The organism is Arthrobacter bambusae (genome assembly GCF_030812595.1).
In the GTDB taxonomy this organism is placed as follows: Bacteria; Actinomycetota; Actinomycetes; order Actinomycetales; family Micrococcaceae; genus Arthrobacter; species Arthrobacter bambusae_B.
Genome location: NZ_JAUSSZ010000006.1, coordinates 216636 through 235869, shown reverse-complemented (window position 1 = coordinate 235869; position 19234 = coordinate 216636). Strand labels below are relative to the sequence as shown.

The following is a 19234-nucleotide window of genomic DNA, read 5'->3' as shown; positions in this document are numbered from 1 at the left end:
GGCAGTCTCTTCCGGATCACGATCAGGCAGCTGGGAAGTCAACCCGCTAAGGATGTGTGAGGTCTCTTCTCCTGCAGCCACGTCCAACCTCTCTTTTGGCGCATTCATCGTCGCCTCAGGTCTGGCAGGGTAACTGCCCGTCATGAACGCGGCGTGTGCGACATATCGGTTACAACAACCCGGTCATGTGCGCCGGGCAGGTTCTCTTGAGCTCAAGCTGCGCTATTCGCGGCGGGCGGTTGCCCTGCAGCCAAAGTCTTCAATGGCCACTGTAGCTTTGTACGAGCCGCGATGCGTAGCCGCGCTGTCGTGAAGGCGTTGTATGTCACACTCAAGCTGTTGCATCGAAAGGCAGTTGTAGTCCCAGCCATGGCTACAACCGCGATTGTCGCGATGGCTTAGCCGTGGCTTGGGCGCGGATTATGGTGGAACGCGGGACAATGGCTTGAAGCACACGCTCAAAGGGTGTTGGCTTGTAGTAATCGAAATCACTTCAAGAGGAGGAAACGTGAGCGAGGCCGACGCCGCCACATCGGTAAATGTGGCGGAAAGATTGGGTTTCAAAGTTGGGGATCTAATTCAGGAACTCGGTTACGACGATGATGTCGATTTCGATTTGCGTGATGACATTGAGGAACTCACGGGTTCCGAGCTGCTTGACGAAGACGATCACGAGGTAGTGGATGCGGTCATTTTCTGGTGGCGTGATGGTGATGGAGACCTTGTCGACGCACTTGTCGATTCGCTGACCACCTTGGGCGAAGGCGGCGTGGTCTGGGTCCTGACCCCCAAGTCCGGCCGTGACAATTACGTATCGCCCTCGGATATCCAGGACGCCGCTCCCACTGCAGGCTTGCATTGCACAACCTCCGCGGGCGTCTCCAAGGACTGGAGCGCCACGCGGCTCGTGGCGCGCAAGAAGAACAAGTGACGCACACCAGGTTGAATCCTCCCGGACTTCGTCCAGGAGTTCCCGTCGTTGGCCAGGAAGCCCCGGATTTTGAGCTCGTGAACCAGTTCGGGGAACCGGTGCGATTGTCCGGTCTCCGCGGCCGTAACGTCGTGGTGGTCTTTTATCCCTTCGCCTTCTCCGGAATCTGCACGGGGGAACTGTGCGAGATCCGTGACAATCTGGGTATTTTCGAGCACGCCGACGCCACGGTCCTGGGGGTGTCGGTCGACAGCAAGTTCGCCCTGCGGGCATACGCGGACAAAGAAGGCTACGGGTTCGATCTCTTGGCCGACTTCTGGCCGCACGGGGAAGTCGCCCAGAAGTACGGCGTGTTTGATGCGGCTACGGGAATGTCGTTGCGGGGCACGTTCATCATTGATGCCGCGGGCATCGTGCGTTATGTCGTTGTCAATCCGCGCGGCCAGGCACGCGACCTGGCGGAATATCGCCAGGCCTTGTCAGCACTCGGCGAGGCCTAGCATCGATGAGTGCCCAACGGCCCGGCGTCGGAATGACCGGCTTCGCCATACTGCCGCCAGCCCCCACGGCCGAACTCGATCCAGGAGAGGTTGACCTTCTCCGCCAGGCTGCCGGGATTCTCGGCGGCAAGCGGCTTGCTGTTCTGACAGGAGCAGGCCTCAGCACTGACTCCGGGATCCCTGACTACCGTGGCCCGGGAGCCGCGCCGCGTAATCCGATGACCTTCCAGGAATTCATCGGAAGTCCAGCCAACCGGCGTCGTTACTGGGCGAGGAACCACCTAGGCTGGTCCCACCTACGGCACGCCGATCCCAATGCCGGACATGCCGCCGTCGCACTCCTTGAGCGGCGCGGGCTCATGACGGGCCTCATTACGCAGAACGTGGACCGCCTGCATGAGGACGCGGGCAGCATCAATGTGGTGGACCTGCACGGCCGCTACGACCGTGTGATCTGCCTTGAAGAGGGACACGTTTTTAGCCGGCGGCTCGTGGCGTCCATTCTGGAGGAAATCAATCCCGGATTCCTTGAAGCCGCCGAGGCGTCCGGCGTCGTGGAAATGGCACCCGACGCCGATGCGTCGGTGGAGGATCCCGAGCTGATCCGATCGTTCGTCGTCGCGGTCTGTCCTGTGTGCGGGGGAACGCTCAAGCCCGATTTCGTGTACTTCGGTGAGAATGTGCCCAAGGACCGGGTGCAGCGCGCGTATTCCATGGTGGACGAAGCCGGGGCGCTCCTGGTGGCAGGTTCGTCGTTGACCGTCATGAGCGGGCTTAGGTTCGTGCGGCACGCAGCGAAACTCGGCAAGCCGGTAGTGATAATCAACCGTGGACCGACCCGCGGCGATGGGTTCGCGGACCTCAAAGTGGAAGCCGGCGTGAGTGGCGCGCTGGCGTGGCTTGCCGCTGAACTTCCCGACTTGTTGCCTTTTCGAGCAGCCGATTAGTGTTCCGGCCGCTTGATCCGGTAGAGTACATGTTCGTTGGTTGAAGCGCTGAGGGCGTTGAAATCACTATTTGGGTCTTTAGCTCAGCTGGTAGAGCGCCACGTTTACACCGTGGATGTCATCGGTTCGATCCCGGTAGGACCCACCAAGAAAAAGAGCCCCTGAACTGTGTAAACGCAGCTCAGGGGCTCTTTTCTTTTGATCGTGAAGCGCCTGGGCCGTTGCCGTTCGAGTCGAAAGTAGTTGCCCCCTGGGCCAAGGCCCTGGCCCCAGGCCCGGGCCCCAGGCCCGGGCCTCAGGCCCGGGCCTCAGAGCCGCTGGTCGCAGACGGAGTTGACCATGCCGTGCAGGGACGCCTCCAGGAACTGCACGACGTCATCGGCGCTTGTCTCCCGCTCGATCGCCAGGCTGATCAGGGTCTCCTCGGCGAACGCGACCCAGGACCGCAGGGCGATGCGCAGCAGCGGGGTGTCCGCCAGGCCAAGTTCGATGAAGGAATCGTACAAGCGGCCGGCGTTCAGGTCGCGTGACTCGTCCACGATCCTCCGCACCGCGGGGTCGCCGCTGGCTGTGCCCCTGACCAACGAGTAGAAAGTTCCACGGTGCTCCTGCACGAACATGGTGATCCTCAGCAGCGTGTCCCGGATCCGCTCGCGCGGCGCGAGGTCTTGGCGGGGAACGCTGGCAACGAGCAGGCTGTCCCGCGCCGTCGTGACCACTGCGCGGTGCATGCCCTGCCGGGACTCGAAGTAGTGGAACACCAGCGGGCGTGAGACGCCTGCCCCGCGGGCGAGCTCGTCCATGGTCAGTTCGTCCAGCGTGTGGTCGGTCAGGAAGTTGACTCCGACCGCGATGAGCTGCGCCCTTCGGTCGTGGGGGCTGAGGCGGGCGCGCTGGGGTTCGGACACAGCAGAAAGTCTACTGATCCGCGGGACTTCACGTCGGACCCCTATTGACTAATAGTCAACAAGCTCGATATCTTCGACCGAGTGCCCGCCGCTCAGGGCGGCCCATGTTCCAGGAGGATCAATGAAGTTCCCCATCTCTCAGCGTGTCCGCAGGATGCGCGCGTCCCACGCAGGCCGCATCATCCTCGTCGCCGTGCCCTCGGCCCTCGTCGCCTCACTCCTGATGGGCGGCGTCGCCGAGGGAGCGGTGCCCGTCTCCTTCGCCGTGTCCGGCAGCCAGTTCCAGATCGGTGCCTCCAAGCTCGACGGAACCGGGTTCTCCCAGTACGCCGGCGTCGCCAAGGACACCGAAGGCAAAGAGCATGCCGTGGCGATCGCCAATATCAAGAGCGCCACCCTCTCCAACCTGTGCCAGGCCGTGGTCACGGAGACTCCGCTGGGCAAGGTGGGCGTGCTCATCAAGGCCGGCGGCGGCGGCAACCCCGCCACGGCCTCTGACCTGCAGATCGGGATGACCGGGCTGAAGGGAGATGCGGCCTTCGGCAACATCCGGATCGGCGTGGACGCCTCGACGGTCAACACGGCGGCGAAGGGCTCCGCCGGTGACTTCGCGCAGGACTCCGGCAGCATCTCGATCACGAACCTTCAGCAGACGGCCTGGAGCACGCAAGCCTCAGTGTTCACCCTGACAGGGATGAGCATGGACCTTACGGATGGGTCCAAGGGATGCTTCTGAGCAGCCGCGCGTCGACGACCACGGAGGACGGGGTGCACGCGCAGTCCCGGAGCGACGCGACGCCCGGACGGGCCGCCGCGTTCCGCGACTGGCGCCGCGGGCGGCCGTTCGTCGGCGGCATGCTGGCCGGCCTCGGCGGGGTGGAGATGTTCTTCTCAGGGCAGCTCGATCTCGGCCACCTCCACATCCAGCTCGGGATCGAAGGGCTCCAGGCCACCGTCATCCCGATCGCGCTGGTGCTGCTGGGAGTCCTGTCGATCACCATGCCGGCCCACCACGTGTTCTACGGAATCCTCACGCTCGTGGTGGCCATCTACTCCCTGGTCGGCGTGAACATGGGCGGCTTCATCATCGGCATGCTCCTCTCCGGGGCCGGGGGAGTCCTTGTCGTCGCGTGGATGGGCGCGGGGGCCAAGCAAGGAAAGAGAGCGGAGTGAACGTACGCCGCATCCGCGCCGTGGCCGCCGTCCTGACCGGCTCGATCATCGCGCTGCCCTTCACCCTCGGAGCTGCTCGGGCCCCTGAGAGCGCCCCGACTGAGCTGTGCGTGCCGCTCCTGGTCTCCTGCCCCACCTCGACGCCGGGGCCGGGCACTCCCACCCAGGGACCGGCCCCGGGACCACTCCCCACGGTGCCCGGCACCCAGCTGCCGGGCCTCGGTTCCAGCCCCACCGGCCCGGCGGTCCCGGGCGTCGGCTCGACGGCGAGCCCGGACCCCACCGCGACCCCCGATCCGACATCCACCGCCCCGGTGGCGGCGCCCCGGGACGGCGGAACGCCGGTCTTCACCAAGACGCCGGCCTCAATGGGCTCCCAGAGCCTGTCCTTCACGGGCCTCAGCTCGGTCAGCATCGTGACCGTGCCGACCGCCGACGGCAGCGGCCAACGCGCCCTGAAAATCACGGCCGACTCGATCACCATCAACGGGTTTACCCTCACCGTGCGGCACGCCAACGGCCCCGGCCTCGTCACATCGGCGGACAAGATGGTGCTCAGCGGGCACGTCAGCGTCTACTTGGGATCCGTCACCGGCACGACCTCCTCCGGGCGCAGCCTGGCGCTCGGCACCGACACGCCTCCACCCCTCGACGACGTCGCGCCCGGCCTCCTCAAAGTCACGATGGGCCTTGTCGGGGCCACGGCAGACTCGATCACCTACACGAACACCGACCAGCGGATGGTCCAGCCCTAGCCGGCAACACTTCCCTGCGTCATGGAAGCATTCGGCCATGGTGCTTGCCGCCCATGGTTTGGCGGCTCACAATGGCAGCATGACGGCGTCGGAGGATGCAGTACGTGAAATGCGGCTAGCCAAAATCGGTACAGCCGTGTTCGCGTCGGCTCCTGCTACCGTCGCAGGCCTGTTGCCATGGGTGGTGACCCGCTGGAAGGTGCAACGTCCCGTGCCCGGGGGAGTGGCGGCCCAGTGCGCGGGTGTCCTGCTGATCGGCGCCGGCGCGGCCGTGATCACCAATTCATTTGCACGGTTCGCCCTTGAAGGATTGGGCACGCCGGCACCTTTTGCGCCGCCGAAGAACCTCGTGGTGAGCGGCTTCTACAGGTTCGTGCGGAACCCCATCTACGTGGGCATCGGCGCCGCGATCACCGGGCAGGGCCTCCTCCTGGGACAGCCGAAGCTGTTCGGCTTGGCCGCGCTGGGCGCAATTCCCGTGGTGGCTTTCGTCAGGTTGCACGAGGAGCCGTCTCTGGCGAGGAAGTTCGGCGCCGAGTATGAGGCCTACCGTGCCAACGTTCCGCGTTGGCTTCCCCGGCTCACTCCTTGGCGCCAACAAGCCTGACGCCGGTACCCGATCCGAGCCGGGAATTGGAAGAGCCCTCCACCGCGACTATTGGGGGATGCCGCGGTGGAGAGCTCAAAAATGAATATACAGAGAATTTTTGGATATGGAAAGGAAGCCACTCTCCGTCCGGCGCGTCTCATCCCGGCATCAAGCCACTATGATGGTGGTTGTTCAGTGGATTGAACAAGCGTGATTGCCGCGGATCGGATTCTGCTGCCTTGGGGCGGTGTTTCTTCCAGGCACGCGCCAGCTCTGCGCCAGACGCACGATTGCGAAGGAGAATCATGGCCGATTCCCGCACCCCCCGTTCCGCCGATGGACTGGGGAGCTCCTCGCCGGCGCCTGCCGTGACCCGCGCTGCCGCGGTATTGGATGCCCTGGCGGAAGCACCCTCGGGCCGACTGACGCTGAGCGACCTTTCCCGCGAGCTCGGGATTCCGAAGTCTTCGACGTCGAACCTGCTGATGGCTCTCGAGGAAGCCCGGCTAATCACCCGCGAAGGCGCCGACTTTTCACTCGGCCGAAAGCTGGTTGAACTTGGTGCCGCGTATCTCAGCCGCCTCGATGAAGTCCAAGAGTTCTACAAGTTCTGCGAACAGGCGCCAACGCTCTCCGGCGAAACGGTGCGTATTGCGATGATCGACGGCGATCACATCATTTACCTGGCTCGCTACGAAGGGCACCCGGCCGTCCGGCTCACGTCGAACATCGGCGACAAAATGCCCCTTTCCCTGAGCGCCGTCGGAAAGGTCCTCCTGGCCCAGCTTCACGACCACGACATCGAGGCGATGTTCCCGGATGACGTGGAGCTGCCTGTGATGACCCCGAAGTCCCTCCGGAGTGCTGCTGAGCTCAAGGCCCAGGTGGCAGCGATCCGCAAGCAGGGCTATGCCCTGGAGGACGAGGAGTCCACGCTCGGCGTGGTTTGCCTGGCCGTGCCCGTCCCGACCCATGGGGCGCACGGCCCCAGCCTCGGACTGTCGGTGACTGCCCTGAAGGCCACCTTTTCCGAGGAGCAGGCAGCCCTGATGGTGAAGGAGCTCAAGGAACTTGCCCATTCGCTGGGCAACCCGATGGGCTAGCCGACCCCGCTCCCGCTGAGGGTCATAAATAAATCTGATTACACCACTTGAAAGTTGTTCAACGTGCTGTACTCTGTTCACTATAGTGATTCACGCCATGGCGGCTGACACTATCTCGCCAGGCCAACGGGGGTCTGGAGTGTTCTTGAGGGAGTGCTTGTGACAACTAGTACTAAGACAAAGCTTGCTGAGGCGGACGGCGCAGTAGTTGAGCCGGAACAGCTGCGAAGGGCAACTCTTGCCAGTTCCGTAGGATCCGCTCTGGAGTACTACGACTTCTACATTTATGGTCTGGCTTCGGCCCTGATCTTCGGACCGCTGTTCTTCAAGCCCTTGGGCGAAAGTGGCGCGTTGATCGCGTCGTTCGCCACCTACGGCGTCGGATTCGCGGCGCGCCCCTTCGGTGGCGTCCTCTTCGGAGTCATCGGAGACCGCTTCGGCCGCAAGATGGTCCTCTTGATGACCATCGGCATGATGGGCCTTGCCAGCTTCGCGATCGGCCTGCTGCCGACCTTCGAACAGGCCGGCATGCTCGGCGCCGTCCTCCTCGTGGTGCTTCGGATCGTCCAGGGCCTCGGTGCCGGAGCCGAACAGGCTGGCGCAACAACGCTGATCTCCGAAGTCGCTCCGCCCAAGCGCCGCGGCTACTTCGCTTCGCTGCCGTTCGTGGGCATCCAGCTTGGAACCCTCCTCGGCGCCGGTACTTTTGCGCTCATTGGCATGGCCAACAAAAGCGTTCTTGAGGGCTGGCTATGGCGTGTTCCGTTCCTGGCCAGTTTCATCCTGATCATTGTGGCCCTCTTCATCCGCCTCAGGCTGAAGGAAACCCCGGTGTTCCAGGAGCTGGAGAAGCACAAGAACGTGGTGAAGAACCCCGTTGGCGAACTGTGGCGGCACTCCAGGAAGAACCTGTTGATCGGCATCGGCCTCCGCATGGGTGAAAACGGCAACTCGTCAATCTACGGAACGCTCCTCATCTCCTTCATTTCCGTCAAGGAAGGAGTCTTCCCGGGAGACAAGTTCATCGGCCCGGTCGGTCTGCTGATCGCTGCTGGATTCGCCGCTGTCATGGTGATTGCGTTCGGCGCTTTGTCGGACCGAATTGGTCGAGTGAAGGTTTACCGCTACGGGGCCCTGTTCCAGGCAATCTTCGCTATTCCGGCTTTCTACCTCGTCACTCTTGGCAACGTCACCCTCGTGTGGGCCGTCATGGTGGTCGGTATCGCCCTCGGTGTGCAGTCCATGCTTGGCCCGCAGTGCCCGCTGCTTCCGGAATTGTTCGGTTCGCAGTACCGGTTCACGGGTGTGGCCTTGAGCCGTGAAATTTCGGCTGTCTTCGCCGGCGGCCTCGTTCCCCTGATTGGTGCTGCCCTCCTGGCCGCCACGGGGAACTCCTGGGTGGTCCTGGCGGTCTATTCGCTGGTCCTGGCGCTGATTTCATACATCACCACGTTCTTCACGCCGGAAACGGTTGGCCGCGATCTGACGGCCCTGGAAGACGCCCGCTAGGCAGCGTCCCGTACCCGACGTACGCATGCAGCGACGGCCCCTCCGAATCAGGAGGGGCCGTCGCTTTGGTTTTGGCCAATGCAGGTGTGCCCCACACAGCAAAGCGGCCCCTCCGGTTGAACCGGAAAGGCCGCTTTGCGAACGCTTCAGTGAGGATGCGCTTAGTAGAAGTGCACCGTGTCCACGAGGTGGGGGAGCTCGCCGCCGTCGAGGAACGTACGCAGGTTGCCGGCGAAACGCTCGGCGATGAGCCGGTTTTCAGCGGCGCTGAGGGCGGATGTGTGGGGCGAGACCATGACCTTCGGGTGGTTCCACAGGGGGCTGTCCTGGGGGAGCGGTTCGACGGCGAAAACGTCCAGGCAGGCATAGGAGACCTGGCCGTTGTCCAGGGCTTCGAGCAGCGCCTCCTCATCAACCACGGTTCCGCGGCCAACGTTGACGAAAACCGTGCCGGGCTTCATTGCCGTGAAGGCCTCGTGGTTGAAGAGCTTCTCCGTGTACGGCGTCCCGGGGAGGGTGTTGACGACGGCGTCGGCCGTAGCCAGCAGTCCCGCCAGGCCATCGTTGTCCGCGACCTCATCGATTCCTTCGATCGCTTCGACGTTCCGCTTGGTTCCGCTCACCTTCATGCCAAGCGCGCGGGCGATGCGGGCGGTTTCAAGTCCGATTTCGCCAAGGCCCGTAATGACCAGCTTGGAGCCGTTCATGAGTTTGGTGGGGGTGCGCAGCTCGGGCCAGACTTTGGCGGCCTGGTCCTGTGCAAGTTCCGCGCTGCGCTTGAAGCCGTTGAGGATGCCCATGGCTGCAAACTCGGCCAGCGGGAGGGCATGCACGCCCGCGGAGGTGGTGACCTTGAACTTCTGCAAGGTCTCGCCGTCGAGGCCCGAGGCCTTCACTGCGCCACCGGCACCTGCCGCCATGGCATGGATCCACTGCAGGTGCGGGTTGCTCCGCGCGATGCGGGCCAGGCCGGCTGGATTCTCGTTGGGGAAGCCGTAGAGGACCTGGGCCCTGTTCAACATGGACCAGTAGCGGTCCTCTTGTTCGGGCGTCCGCTTGAAATCCGGATCGCCCGAGTGGTCGGCCGGGAAGCGTTCCGGGGGAAGGAGCTCGGGATCGTAGAGCACTCTAATGCTCGGATCTACTGCGCGGATACGCTCCACATGCTCAGCTTCGAGCGGGACGGCGATCGCGATGGTGAGTTCATCAGTCGTCATAGTGTTCATCATACTGAATTGAGGCTAGGATATTGAACAGTTTTTGATAGATGAACCACAATGAAGTGAGGTGTATGCGAACGATGACCGCCAAAACGGCAGGTTTTGTGGGACTCGGGCTCATGGGCTTTCCCATGGCAGCCAATCTGCTCGGCAACGGCTGGGAGGTGACTGCGTGGAACCGTTCGGCCGGGGCGCTTACCGAACTCGAGAAGCTCGGTGGCCAACGTTCGGAGTCCGTTGCAGCACTCCGGGACCAACCCCTCATCATCTTCATGCTTCCGGATCTCTCCTACATCCAGGATGCCGCCGCCCCGCTGCTCGAGTCCTGGCGCTCGGACGCGCCGCTTCCGGGAACCACAATCATCATCATGAGCAGCGTGTCCCCGAGCGCCGTGAAGGAATTCGGCCGGACCGTCCAGAACGCAAGCGGCGGGAACGCCGTCGTCGTCGACGCCCCGGTCAGCGGAGGCACGAAAGGTGCACAGGACGGCACGTTGGCCATCATGGTGGGAGCGGGCGAAGAAGACTTCCAGCGCTCGCTTCCCGTGTTCCAATCCATGGGTACCACGGTCCGTCGCATGGGCAACCTGGGTGCCGGTTCGCTGGCCAAGGCCTGCAACCAACTGATCGTCGGGACCACGACGGCGGCGCTCGCGGAAGCCGCCGAACTCGCGGAGCGCTCGGGCATGGATGCTTCGGCCCTCTTCGACGTCCTGGCCGGCGGCCTCGCCGGAAGCCGGGTCCTGGAGATCGTCGGCCCACGCTTGGCAGCAAAGGACTACGCTCCCACAGGCCCCGCGAAGTTCATGCACAAGGACCTCAAGTTCGTGCTCGAAAGCGCCGAAGCGGCCGGTGCCGCCGTCCCCATGGCGACTGCCGGCGTCGAGCTCTACCGCGAACTGATCGACCAAGGCCTGGGCGACCAGGACCTCGCCGTTGTTCGCCAGGCCATCGCCAACCTCAGCGACTCTTCCGTAGCCCTCTGAACCACGTAAGGAAACAACCATGAGTGGACTCTTTGACCTCACCGGGCGCGTCGCGCTCGTGACCGGATCCAGCCGCGGCATCGGCAATGCCCTTGCCCGCGGATTGGCCGACGCCGGTGCCACCGTTGTCCTCAACGGCATCAACCCGGAACGGCTCAAGGACGCGGAAGCTGCCATGGCGGCGGACTTCGGGCCCGGACGCATCCACAGTTGTGCCTTCGACGTCACCAGCGATACCGAGGCGGCCCGGGGAATCACGTGGGTCGAAGAGAATGTGGGCCCCCTCGATATCCTTGTCAACAATGCCGGAATCCAGCACCGCGTCCCGATGCTGGACCTGGAGGTGAAGGACTGGGAGCGGGTCATCACGACCGACCTGACGAGCGCCTTCCTCGTGGGGCGTGAAGCCGCCCGCCACATGATCCCCCGGGGCCGGGGCAAGATCATCAACATCTGCTCGGTGCAGACCGACCTGGCACGTCCAACGATCGCCCCTTACGTCGCTGCCAAGGGCGGCCTGCGCAACCTGACACGCGCCATGACCGCCGAATGGGCGGCCTCCGGCCTTCAGATCAACGGCATCGCGCCCGGTTACATCCACACCGAAATGACCCAGAACCTCGTGGACGATCCCGACTTCAATTCCTGGATCCTGGGCCGGACGCCGGCCCACCGATGGGGAACGGTGGCGGATCTCGCGGGTCCGGCGGTCTGGCTTGCCTCCGAGGCTTCCAACTTCGTAAACGGCCAGACGATCTTCGTCGACGGCGGAATGACGGTGGTCGTCTAATGAGCAGCTTCCAGCTTCCCCAGTCCTCACCCGCGGTTGTGGCCCACGCCGCGGGCGACCTTCGCATCGAGGACATCGCACTCGTCGTTCCGACCCCGGACCAGGCCGTCGTCGAAATCGCCTACGGCGGCATCTGCGGCTCGGACCTGCACTACTGGCTCCATGGCGCGGCGGGGGAATCAATCCTGAAGGCTCCGATGGTGCTCGGGCATGAAATCGTCGGCACGGTTGTCCAGCAGGCCGCCGACGGCAGCGGCCCGGCAGCCGGAACCGCCGTCGCCGTCCACCCCGCGACCCCGGCTCCGGGTGCAGCCAGGTACCCGGAAGACCGCCCCAACCTCTCCCCGGGCTGCACCTACCTCGGGAGTGCGGCGCGGTATCCGCACACGGACGGCGCCTTCAGCCGCTACGCCACCCTGCCGTCCCGCATGCTCCGGGCGCTTCCAGCCACGCTGGACTTGCGCACGGCGGCGCTTGTGGAGCCGGCCAGCGTCGCCTGGCACGCCGTCGCCCGCGCAGGGGACGTAGCCGGAAAAACGGCGCTCGTCATCGGAAGCGGTCCGATCGGCGCGCTGGCAGTTGCCGTGCTCAAGCGCGCGGGCGCAACCCGGATAGTAGCCGTCGACATGCACGACAAGCCCCTGGAGATCGCCCGTGCTGTGGGTGCGGACGAGGTTCTCAAGGGCGACGACGCCGAAGCGATCGCCGCCGTGGAGGCCGACGTCGTCATCGAGTCCTCCGGCAGCCACTTCGGACTGGCGTCGGCCATCAAGGGCGCGGTACGCGGTGGGAAGGTGGTCATGGTCGGGCTGCTGCCTTCGGGACCGCAGCCGGTGTTCATTTCGCTGGCCATTACCCGCGAACTCGAACTGCTCGGCTCCTTCCGCTTCAACAACGAAATCGACGAGGTCATTGCCGCGCTCGCGGACGGTTCGCTCTACGTGGATCCGGTGGTGACCCACGAATTCACGCTGGACCGCGGCCTGGAAGCCTTCGAGGTGGCCAAGAACTCTGCCGAGTCGGGCAAGGTCCTGCTGAATTTCCAGCCCGTGGACTAGGCTCCCGGCCGATCAAGGCACCAGTGGAGCGGCGTCGGCGATCAGCGCCGCTCGACTGGAACAAATACCCGAGGCTGGCCTTCCCAGCTCGGTGACAGGTCCGCGATGGTCTCCCGCATGATGTTGGACGAGGCCTCGCGGGCTTTGTCGCCGTCCCTGTCGCTGATGCCCTGGGCAACATCCAGATGCCATTGCAAAGCGGCTTCCTTCGGATGTTCGGGCATGAGGCCGTGGACAGTCCGGCCGGTGAGGGTCTCCGTGACCTGCCCGATCAGGTTCGCGAACATTTCATTTCCGGACCCGGAGAGCACCAGGGCGTGAAATCGGATGTCGAGGTCCAGGAAGGTGGGCATGTCGCCCGCCCGGCCTGCTTCACGCATGGCCAGCGAAATTTCCAGCAGCTCGCTGCGCAGGGCATCAGGAGCGTTTTCCGCGGCCAGCTCCGCGGCTACGGGCTCGACGGCGGAGCGGAGTTCCGCGAGGGAGCGCAACTGTGCGCCGCGGCCTTCCCCGGCCAAGCGCCAACGGATAACCAGTGGATCGAAGGGATTCCAGCGGTGCGCGGGGAGGACCCGGATGCCGACGCGTTTGATGGTTTCAACCAGTCCCAAGGACTGCAGCACCCTGACGGCCTCCCGCACCACCGACCGTGACACTTTGAGTTCCTCCTCAAGGTGCTCAGCCAACATGACGTGACCGGTGGGGAGCATGCCGCCGACGATCCGGGTACCCAGATGCTCGACAGCGCGGTAGTGGAGGCTGGTTGACATAGTGGTAAGCATAGTGGCGCAGCGCGCCCCGCCACTGGAAGTCCGGGCACCTGGAAACTCCCCACGGTACGAGCTCGCAACATAGACTCTTTTGTGACGCGGACGTTTCCAAAACGTGGGCGCAACTTTCCCAGACGTGGTCCGAATACGTATGGTTTATTCCAGCTACTGCTCTAGAAAGCGTTTCCTCGCTCCGAGCAGGACTCGACGCACAAGAATGAATTGGAGTTTTGATGTCAGCACACATCGGTGTCACCGGCCTCGCGGTGATGGGCGCCAATCTGGCCCGCAACCTGGCCCGCAACGGCTTCACCGTTGCCCTCCACAACCGTTCCGTCGAGAAGACCGACGCCCTGCTGGCCAAGCACGGCACCGACGGCGACTTCATCCGCACGGAAACCCTCCAGGAACTCGTTGACTCCCTCGAGAAGCCCCGCCGCGTCCTGATCATGGTGAAGGCCGGCAAGCCCGTCGATGCCGTCATCGACCAGCTCGTTCCCTTGCTCGAGCCCGGTGACATCGTGATCGACGCCGGCAACTCGCACTACGAGGACACCCGCCGCCGCGAAGCCGCCCTGGCCGAGAAAGACCTGCACTTCGTGGGCGTCGGTGTTTCCGGTGGCGAAGAGGGCGCCCTCAACGGCCCCTCCATCATGCCCGGTGGTTCCAGGGAGTCCTACGACGCCTTGGGCCCGCTGCTCGAAAAGATCTCCGCCAAGGTTGACGGCAAGCCGTGCTGTGCCTGGATCGGCACCGACGGCGCCGGACACTTCGTCAAGATGGTCCACAACGGTATCGAATACGCAGACATGCAGGTCATCGGTGAAGCCTTCGATCTCCTGCGCTCGGGCGCGGGCATCGAGCCGGCCGAGCAGTCCAAGATCTTCGCCGAATGGAACAAGGGCGAACTCGCGTCCTTCCTGATCGAAATCTCCGCTGAGGTCCTTGGGCACGTTGACGCCAAGACGGGCAAGCCGTTCGTCGATGTCGTTGTCGACGCTGCCGGCCAGAAGGGCACCGGCCGCTGGACAGTCATCTCCGCCCTTGAGCTTGGCTCCCCGGTCTCGGGCATCGCAGAGTCGGTCTTCGCCCGTGCACTGTCTTCCCAGACGGAACAGCGGAAGCTGGGCCAGGAACTGCTCGCCGGCGAGGAAATCGCCGTCGAGGTCCCCGAGAACTTCATCGAGGACGTCCGCCAGGCGCTCTACGCTTCCAAGCTGGTTTCGTACGCCCAGGGCCTGGACATGCTGACCTCCGCCGCGAAGGAATACGGCTGGGACCTCAAGCTCGATGAAATCGCTTCGTTGTGGCGCGGCGGCTGCATCATCCGCGCCGAGCTGCTGAAGGAAATCACCAACGCCTACGCGGCCGAAGAGAAGCCGGCCAACCTGCTGTTCGCCCCGGCCTTCACCAAGGCTATTGCGGGCGCGCTGCCGGCATGGCGACGCGTGGTGGCAACGGCGGTCCAGCTGGGCATCCCCGTTCCGGTGTTCTCTTCCTCGCTGGCCTACTACGACGGCCTCCGCCGCAAGCGCCTCGCCGCTGCCCTCATCCAGGGTCAGCGCGACCTCTTCGGTGCGCACACCTACGGCCGCGTTGACGCCGAGGGCACGTTCCACACCCTGTGGGGCGAAGACAAGTCCGAGATCTCGGCAGTCGACACCCACTAAAGATTGGGGCAGGTCCTTTCGTGTCGACTGCGTCGCCACGCAGGGACCCTGCTGCCCCACTCTACTGCTCAAAGGCCGGCACTTCCCCGATACTGTGGAGGCGCCGGCCTTTGCCGTATCCAGGTCCGGAAAGAAAACGCCACAGGCCACACGAGGAGCAGTCCATGCCACAACGCGTCGCATTTGTCACCGGGGCATCAACCGGAATCGGTTTCGAAGCCGCCGTCAAGCTCAGGAAGGCGGGAATGGTCGTATATGCGGGGGCGCGGCGAGTAGCGAAAATGGAGCCGCTCAAAGCCCACGGAATCAAGGTTTTGTCGCTGGACGTCACTGAGGATGACTCAATGAAGGCCGCTGTAGACCTTGTCCTGGCTGAACAGGGACGGATCGACGTGCTGGTCAACAACGCCGGATACGGGTCTTACGGTTCCTTGGAAGAGGTGCCGCTGGATGAGGGACGGCGCCAGTTCGAGGTCAATGTGTTCGGTCTCGCCCGGATGTCCCAGCTGGTGATTCCCGTGATGCGTGCCGCAGCTTCCGGCAGGATCATCAACGTCTCCTCGATCGGGGGCAAAATGTATGAACCCCTGGGCGCCTGGTACCACGCGACAAAGTTCGCCGTCGAGGGCCTCAGCGACTCGCTGCGCCTCGAACTGAAGCCCCATGGGATCGACGTTGCGATCATCGAGCCCGCGGGCACGGACACGGAATGGGGAACCATCGCGGGGGAGAGCTTGCTGGCGGTCTCCGGGCAAGGACCGTATCGTGAGCAGGCCGGGATCGTGGCAGCTGCCCTGGCATCGACGTCGGGAACGGCGCTCTCGACGCACCCGCGCACCGTGGCGAGCGCTATTGTGCATGCCGCGACCTCGCGCCGGCCCAGGACCCGCTACCCGGTGGGCAGGGGAGCCTGGACCATACTGGCCTTGCGGAGGGTACTTCCCGACCGCGCGTTCGACACCGTTTTCTGGAATGCCTACAAGCGCTTTTCGGGCTAGATCCGGTATTCGATGTAGTACTCGGCAGGATCGACGGCGGGTTTGGTTTCGCTCTGGGCATCGCGGTGGCGCCACGTTGCCGGAACGCCGGTGATGATCGACTCAGGTGGTGCGTCCTTGACCACTACGGCATTGGCGCCTACGGCACTGTCTGCGCCGATGGTGATGGGTCCAAGGACCTTCGCTCCGGCTCCGATAGTGACCCGGTCCCCGATGGTGGGGTGGCGCTTGACCTTCGCTAAGGAACGGCCACCCAACGTCACGCCGTGGTAGATCATGACGTCTTCGCCGATCTCGGCAGTCTCACCGATGACCACACCCATGCCGTGGTCAATAAAGAACCTGCGGCCGATGGTCGCGCCGGGGTGGATCTCGATGCCGGTCAGGAAGCGGGCAAGCTGCGAAATAAGCCGTGCCGGGAAGCGCAGCCCGGGGTTTTGCCACAATTTGTGCGTCAGGCGGTGCGCCCAGATGGCATGCAGCCCGGAATATGCAAAAAAGTTCTCAAAGGAGCCTCGGGCCGCCGGGTCATGTGACCGGGCGGCCTCGAGGTCCTCCATAAGTCTTGCGAAGAAGCTCACAAAGACCTTTCTACAGGAAAGGGAAGAAAGCGGTTGCGCGGAGTCCGCAATCAGCCGCGAATGTCGTCAAAAAGAACGGTGGAGATGTAACGTTCGCCGAAGTCGGGAACGATTGCCACGATGAGCTTGTCCTTGTTCTCCGGACGCTTCGCGAGCTCCAGGGCGCCCCAAACGGCCGCACCGGCAGAGATACCGCCCAGGATGCCTTCCTTGGTGCCGAGGGCGCGCGCGGTGGCCACCGAATCCTCGAGGGTTGCGTCGAGGACCTCGTCGTAGACGTTGGTATCGAGGATTTCCGGGACGAAGTTCGCGCCGAGGCCCTGGATCTTGTGGGGTCCGGGCGTTCCGCCGTTCAGGATCGGGGAGTCCTTCGGCTCAACGGCCACAACCTGGATTTCGGGCTTGCGCTCCTTCAGGACCTGCCCGACGCCGGTGATGGTTCCGCCCGTGCCGACGCCGCCGACGAAGATGTCCACGCCGCCTTCGGTATCCGCCCAGATTTCCTCGGCGGTGGTGGAACGGTGGATGGCCGGGTTCGCCTCGTTCGCGAACTGCTGTGCCCAGATGGAGTTCTCCGTGTTGGCGACGATCTCCTGCGCCTTTTCGACGGCGCCGCGCATGCCTTCGGAACCCGGGGTCAGGACGATCTCGGCACCGTAGGCGCGCAGCATGACGCGGCGTTCGGTGGACATGGTTTCCGGCATGGTCAGGATGACCTTGTAGCCGCGAGCCGCGCCGACCAAGGCCAAGGCGATGCCGGTGTTGCCGGAGGTTCCCTCGACGATGGTGCCGCCCGGCTTCAGTGCACCGGACTTCTCGGCGGCGTCGATGATGGCCACGCCGATACGGTCCTTGACGCTGTTGGCGGGGTTGTAGAACTCCAGCTTCACGGCAACTGTGGCGTCCAAGCCTTCCGTGAGCCTGTTCAAGCGGACCAGGGGGGTTCCGCCGATCAGCTGGGTGACGTCGTCGTAGATCCGTGCCATGTAATCGTGCCTATTCTCTGGATTCTGTGGATTCGCTGAAATAGCTATTGCTGAGGTCAGCCTAACGAGCGGTGCTACACGCTGCTACGCGCGGAGCCACGAAGAGTAATATTTCCGGGCCTTGGCGAGCTTGGGGTTGATGATGACCTGGCAATAGCCTTGCTCGGGAAACTTGGCGTAGTAGTTCTGGTGGACCGACTCCGCTTCGTAGAATTCCGGCAGCCTGCTCACCTCGGTCACAATCGGCTTGGACCACAGTTTCTGGTTCCGGAGGATGGCTTCCTCGAAGAGGATCTTTTCTTCGGTGGTGGTATAGAACATCGAGGAACGGTACTGGGTACCGACGTCGTAGCCCTGGCGGTTGAGGGTGGTGGGATCGTGCAGGGCGAAGAACATGTCCAGGATGATGTCCGCCGGGATGATGTCCTCGTCGAAGGTCACGGCGACGACCTCCGCGTGCCCCGTCATTCCGGAGCAGACATCGTAATAGTCAGGGTTGCGGATGTGGCCCCCTGTGTAGCCGGAAACCACGGAGCTGACGCCCTTGGTTTTCTGGTAGACGGCGTCAAGGCACCAGAAGCAGCCTCCGCCAAGTACAAAAGTTTTCATGATCTCTTCAATGGCCGGGAGCCCTGGATGATTCCCGCACAACCTTACGGGACTGTGACGGCACAGGCCCGGGGGCTGGCAGGGATCCTAAACAGTCCGGCAGCCGCTAGCGCGTCTTGGCCGCCTGATGCGCAAGAATGTAATGCATGGAAGCTGTGAACACCCCGGTTGCAGATACAGGATCCGGCGAAGAACCGGAGAACGGTGCAGCCGGGACGCCCGGTACCCCGACACTCGGTCAGGTCCTCTTGGCTGTGGAGGAGCTCTGGCCGGAATCGCTCGCAGAGGATTGGGACGAGGTCGGCCTGGTGGTCGGAAGACCAACCGCCACCGTCACCAAAGTCATGTTCGCTGTGGATCCGACCCTCGCCGCTATTGAAGAAGCGATCGAATGGGGCGCCGAGCTCCTCGTGACCCACCATCCTTTGCTGCTCAAGGGCGTCTCCTCCGTTGCTGCCACGAGCGCCAAGGGCCTGGCTGTCCACCGGCTCATTGAGTCAGGCACCGGGCTGCTGACCGTGCACACCAACGGGGACTCCGCCGTCGGTGGCGTTTCGGATGTCCTCGCCGACGCGTTCGGGCTGGACAACGTTGTCCCGCTAGCTCCTGCCGCGCACGGCCTGCCGGAAGAGGGGATCGGCCGGGTCGGCGACCTGCCCGAGCTCATGACCCTGGGAGAATTCGCGGCGCGTGTGTTCGAGGTCCTGCCCTCAGTGGCCGGTGGCGTACGGGTTGCCGGGGACAAGGATGGCCTGGTGCGCCGCGTCGCTGTTTGCGGCGGAGCCGGAGACAGCCTTTTCGAGGCCGTCCGCGCGAGCCAGGCGGATATCTATGTGACCGCGGATATGCGGCACCACCCGGCGTCCGAAGCCCGCGAATCCGCGGTTGACGGCAGGCCGTACCTCGTTGACGTATCGCATTTCGCGAGCGAGTGGCTCTGGCTGCCCGCCGCGGCCGAAGCGCTCGGCAACGTGCTCGCGGACCAGGGCCACGACGTCGAAATCCGGGTGGCTTCCACCAACAGCGATCCTTGGGACTTCATTCTGACTCCCGGCTAATACCGGCGGGCGAGGGCGCCGGTGGGATGTAGCGAGGCAGGCAAGCACGTTAGGCGCTAGAGTCGACACAAGCAGGCCCCAGGCCTGGCCGGG

21 protein-coding genes and 1 tRNA gene are annotated in these 19234 nt (G+C 63.9%); 16 read left to right on the top strand and 6 right to left on the bottom strand.

Annotated features, from left to right (window positions below):
* The first annotated feature begins 508 nt into the window (after positions 1-508).
* The 4 genes from J2S96_RS10695 to J2S96_RS10680 all read left to right on the top strand — a co-directional run bounded on the left by J2S96_RS10695 (position 509) and on the right by J2S96_RS10680 (position 2526).
* A complete protein-coding gene (locus J2S96_RS10695) occupies positions 509-931 on the top strand; it encodes a DUF3052 domain-containing protein (RefSeq protein ID WP_306862804.1) in 423 nt (140 codons plus the stop codon).
* A complete protein-coding gene (locus tag J2S96_RS10690) occupies positions 928-1431 on the top strand; it encodes a peroxiredoxin (protein WP_306862802.1) in 504 nt (167 codons plus the stop codon). The genes J2S96_RS10695 and J2S96_RS10690 overlap by 4 nt, the downstream gene beginning before the upstream one ends.
* A gap of 5 nt (positions 1432-1436) precedes the next feature.
* Positions 1437-2378 (top strand): Sir2 family NAD-dependent protein deacetylase, encoded by a 942-nt coding sequence (locus tag J2S96_RS10685; protein ID WP_306862800.1) that lies wholly within the window; start codon positions 1437-1439, stop codon positions 2376-2378.
* Between the two features lie 72 nt (positions 2379-2450).
* Positions 2451-2526, top strand: a tRNA-Val gene (locus J2S96_RS10680).
* Positions 2527-2686: 160 nt separating this feature from the next.
* On the opposite strand, the gene J2S96_RS10675 is transcribed toward J2S96_RS10680, so the two are convergent.
* Positions 2687-3286: a TetR/AcrR family transcriptional regulator gene (locus tag J2S96_RS10675; RefSeq protein ID WP_306862798.1), complete on the bottom strand. Its 600-nt coding sequence runs from the start codon at positions 3284-3286 to the stop codon at positions 2687-2689.
* 121 nt (positions 3287-3407) lie between these two features.
* Here J2S96_RS10675 and J2S96_RS10670 point away from each other — a divergent pair, with 121 nt between their 5' ends.
* From J2S96_RS10670 to J2S96_RS10645, 6 genes are all read left to right on the top strand, one after another.
* Positions 3408-4022, top strand: a complete 615-nt coding sequence (locus tag J2S96_RS10670) for a DUF6230 family protein (RefSeq protein ID WP_306862795.1) — start codon at positions 3408-3410, stop codon at positions 4020-4022.
* On the top strand, positions 4013-4459 hold the full coding sequence (locus tag J2S96_RS10665) for a DUF6114 domain-containing protein (protein ID WP_306862793.1): 447 nt from the start codon (positions 4013-4015) through the stop codon (positions 4457-4459). The genes J2S96_RS10670 and J2S96_RS10665 overlap by 10 nt, the downstream gene beginning before the upstream one ends.
* Positions 4456-5214, top strand: a complete 759-nt coding sequence (locus J2S96_RS10660; RefSeq protein ID WP_306862791.1) for a hypothetical protein — start codon at positions 4456-4458, stop codon at positions 5212-5214. Before J2S96_RS10665 ends, J2S96_RS10660 begins: the two co-directional genes overlap by 4 nt.
* A 79-nt stretch (positions 5215-5293) precedes the next feature.
* Positions 5294-5821, top strand: a complete 528-nt coding sequence (locus J2S96_RS10655) for a methyltransferase family protein (RefSeq protein ID WP_306862788.1) — start codon at positions 5294-5296, stop codon at positions 5819-5821.
* A gap of 287 nt (positions 5822-6108) precedes the next feature.
* The gene (locus J2S96_RS10650) at positions 6109-6906 is read left to right on the top strand and encodes an IclR family transcriptional regulator (RefSeq protein ID WP_306862787.1); all 798 of its coding nucleotides are present in this window, start codon (positions 6109-6111) and stop codon (positions 6904-6906) included.
* Positions 6907-7065: 159 nt separating this feature from the next.
* Entirely contained in the window at positions 7066-8415 is a 1350-nt protein-coding gene (locus J2S96_RS10645) for an MFS transporter (RefSeq protein ID WP_306862784.1), read from the top strand.
* A gap of 161 nt (positions 8416-8576) precedes the next feature.
* On the opposite strand, the gene J2S96_RS10640 is transcribed toward J2S96_RS10645, so the two are convergent.
* Complete coding sequence (locus tag J2S96_RS10640; protein WP_306862782.1) at positions 8577-9644, bottom strand: D-2-hydroxyacid dehydrogenase; 1068 nt, start codon at positions 9642-9644, stop codon at positions 8577-8579.
* Positions 9645-9715: 71 nt separating this feature from the next.
* On the opposite strand from J2S96_RS10640, the gene J2S96_RS10635 reads away from it, so the two are divergent.
* Genes J2S96_RS10635 through J2S96_RS10625 form a run of 3 tightly spaced genes read left to right on the top strand, consistent with a single transcriptional unit; the run spans position 9716 to position 12469 of the window.
* Positions 9716-10621 carry an NAD(P)-dependent oxidoreductase gene (locus tag J2S96_RS10635; RefSeq protein WP_306862779.1) on the top strand — a complete coding sequence of 302 codons (906 nt, stop codon included), beginning with the start codon at positions 9716-9718 and terminating at the stop codon, positions 10619-10621.
* A 19-nt stretch (positions 10622-10640) separates the two neighbouring features.
* Complete coding sequence (locus J2S96_RS10630) at positions 10641-11411, top strand: SDR family oxidoreductase (protein WP_306862776.1); 771 nt, start codon at positions 10641-10643, stop codon at positions 11409-11411.
* Positions 11411-12469: an L-idonate 5-dehydrogenase gene (locus J2S96_RS10625; protein ID WP_306862773.1), complete on the top strand. Its 1059-nt coding sequence runs from the start codon at positions 11411-11413 to the stop codon at positions 12467-12469. Before J2S96_RS10630 ends, J2S96_RS10625 begins: the two co-directional genes overlap by 1 nt.
* Before the next feature lie 41 nt (positions 12470-12510).
* Here J2S96_RS10625 and J2S96_RS10620 read toward each other — a convergent pair whose 3' ends face one another.
* Entirely contained in the window at positions 12511-13239 is a 729-nt protein-coding gene (locus J2S96_RS10620) for a FadR/GntR family transcriptional regulator (RefSeq protein WP_306862770.1), read from the bottom strand.
* Positions 13240-13472: 233 nt separating this feature from the next.
* On the opposite strand from J2S96_RS10620, the gene gndA reads away from it, so the two are divergent.
* Both gndA and J2S96_RS10610 read left to right on the top strand, forming a co-directional pair.
* A complete protein-coding gene (gene gndA / locus J2S96_RS10615; protein ID WP_306862767.1) occupies positions 13473-14909 on the top strand; it encodes an NADP-dependent phosphogluconate dehydrogenase in 1437 nt (478 codons plus the stop codon).
* Positions 14910-15073: 164 nt separating this feature from the next.
* Positions 15074-15907: an oxidoreductase gene (locus J2S96_RS10610; protein WP_306862764.1), complete on the top strand. Its 834-nt coding sequence runs from the start codon at positions 15074-15076 to the stop codon at positions 15905-15907.
* Here J2S96_RS10610 and epsC read toward each other — a convergent pair.
* From epsC to msrA, 3 genes are all read right to left on the bottom strand, one after another.
* Positions 15904-16488 carry a serine O-acetyltransferase EpsC gene (gene epsC / locus J2S96_RS10605; RefSeq protein WP_306862761.1) on the bottom strand — a complete coding sequence of 195 codons (585 nt, stop codon included), beginning with the start codon at positions 16486-16488 and terminating at the stop codon, positions 15904-15906. The two genes, J2S96_RS10610 and epsC, sit on opposite strands and share 4 nt — an antisense overlap.
* 50 nt (positions 16489-16538) lie before the next feature.
* Complete coding sequence (cysK, locus tag J2S96_RS10600; protein ID WP_306862758.1) at positions 16539-17474, bottom strand: cysteine synthase A; 936 nt, start codon at positions 17472-17474, stop codon at positions 16539-16541.
* An 84-nt stretch (positions 17475-17558) separates the two neighbouring features.
* Positions 17559-18083 (bottom strand): peptide-methionine (S)-S-oxide reductase MsrA, encoded by a 525-nt coding sequence (gene msrA / locus J2S96_RS10595; RefSeq protein ID WP_306862756.1) that lies wholly within the window; start codon positions 18081-18083, stop codon positions 17559-17561.
* Positions 18084-18229: 146 nt separating this feature from the next.
* On the opposite strand from msrA, the gene J2S96_RS10590 reads away from it, so the two are divergent.
* Positions 18230-19141 carry a Nif3-like dinuclear metal center hexameric protein gene (locus J2S96_RS10590; protein ID WP_306862753.1) on the top strand — a complete coding sequence of 304 codons (912 nt, stop codon included), beginning with the start codon at positions 18230-18232 and terminating at the stop codon, positions 19139-19141.
* The last annotated feature ends 93 nt before the right edge of the window (positions 19142-19234 follow it).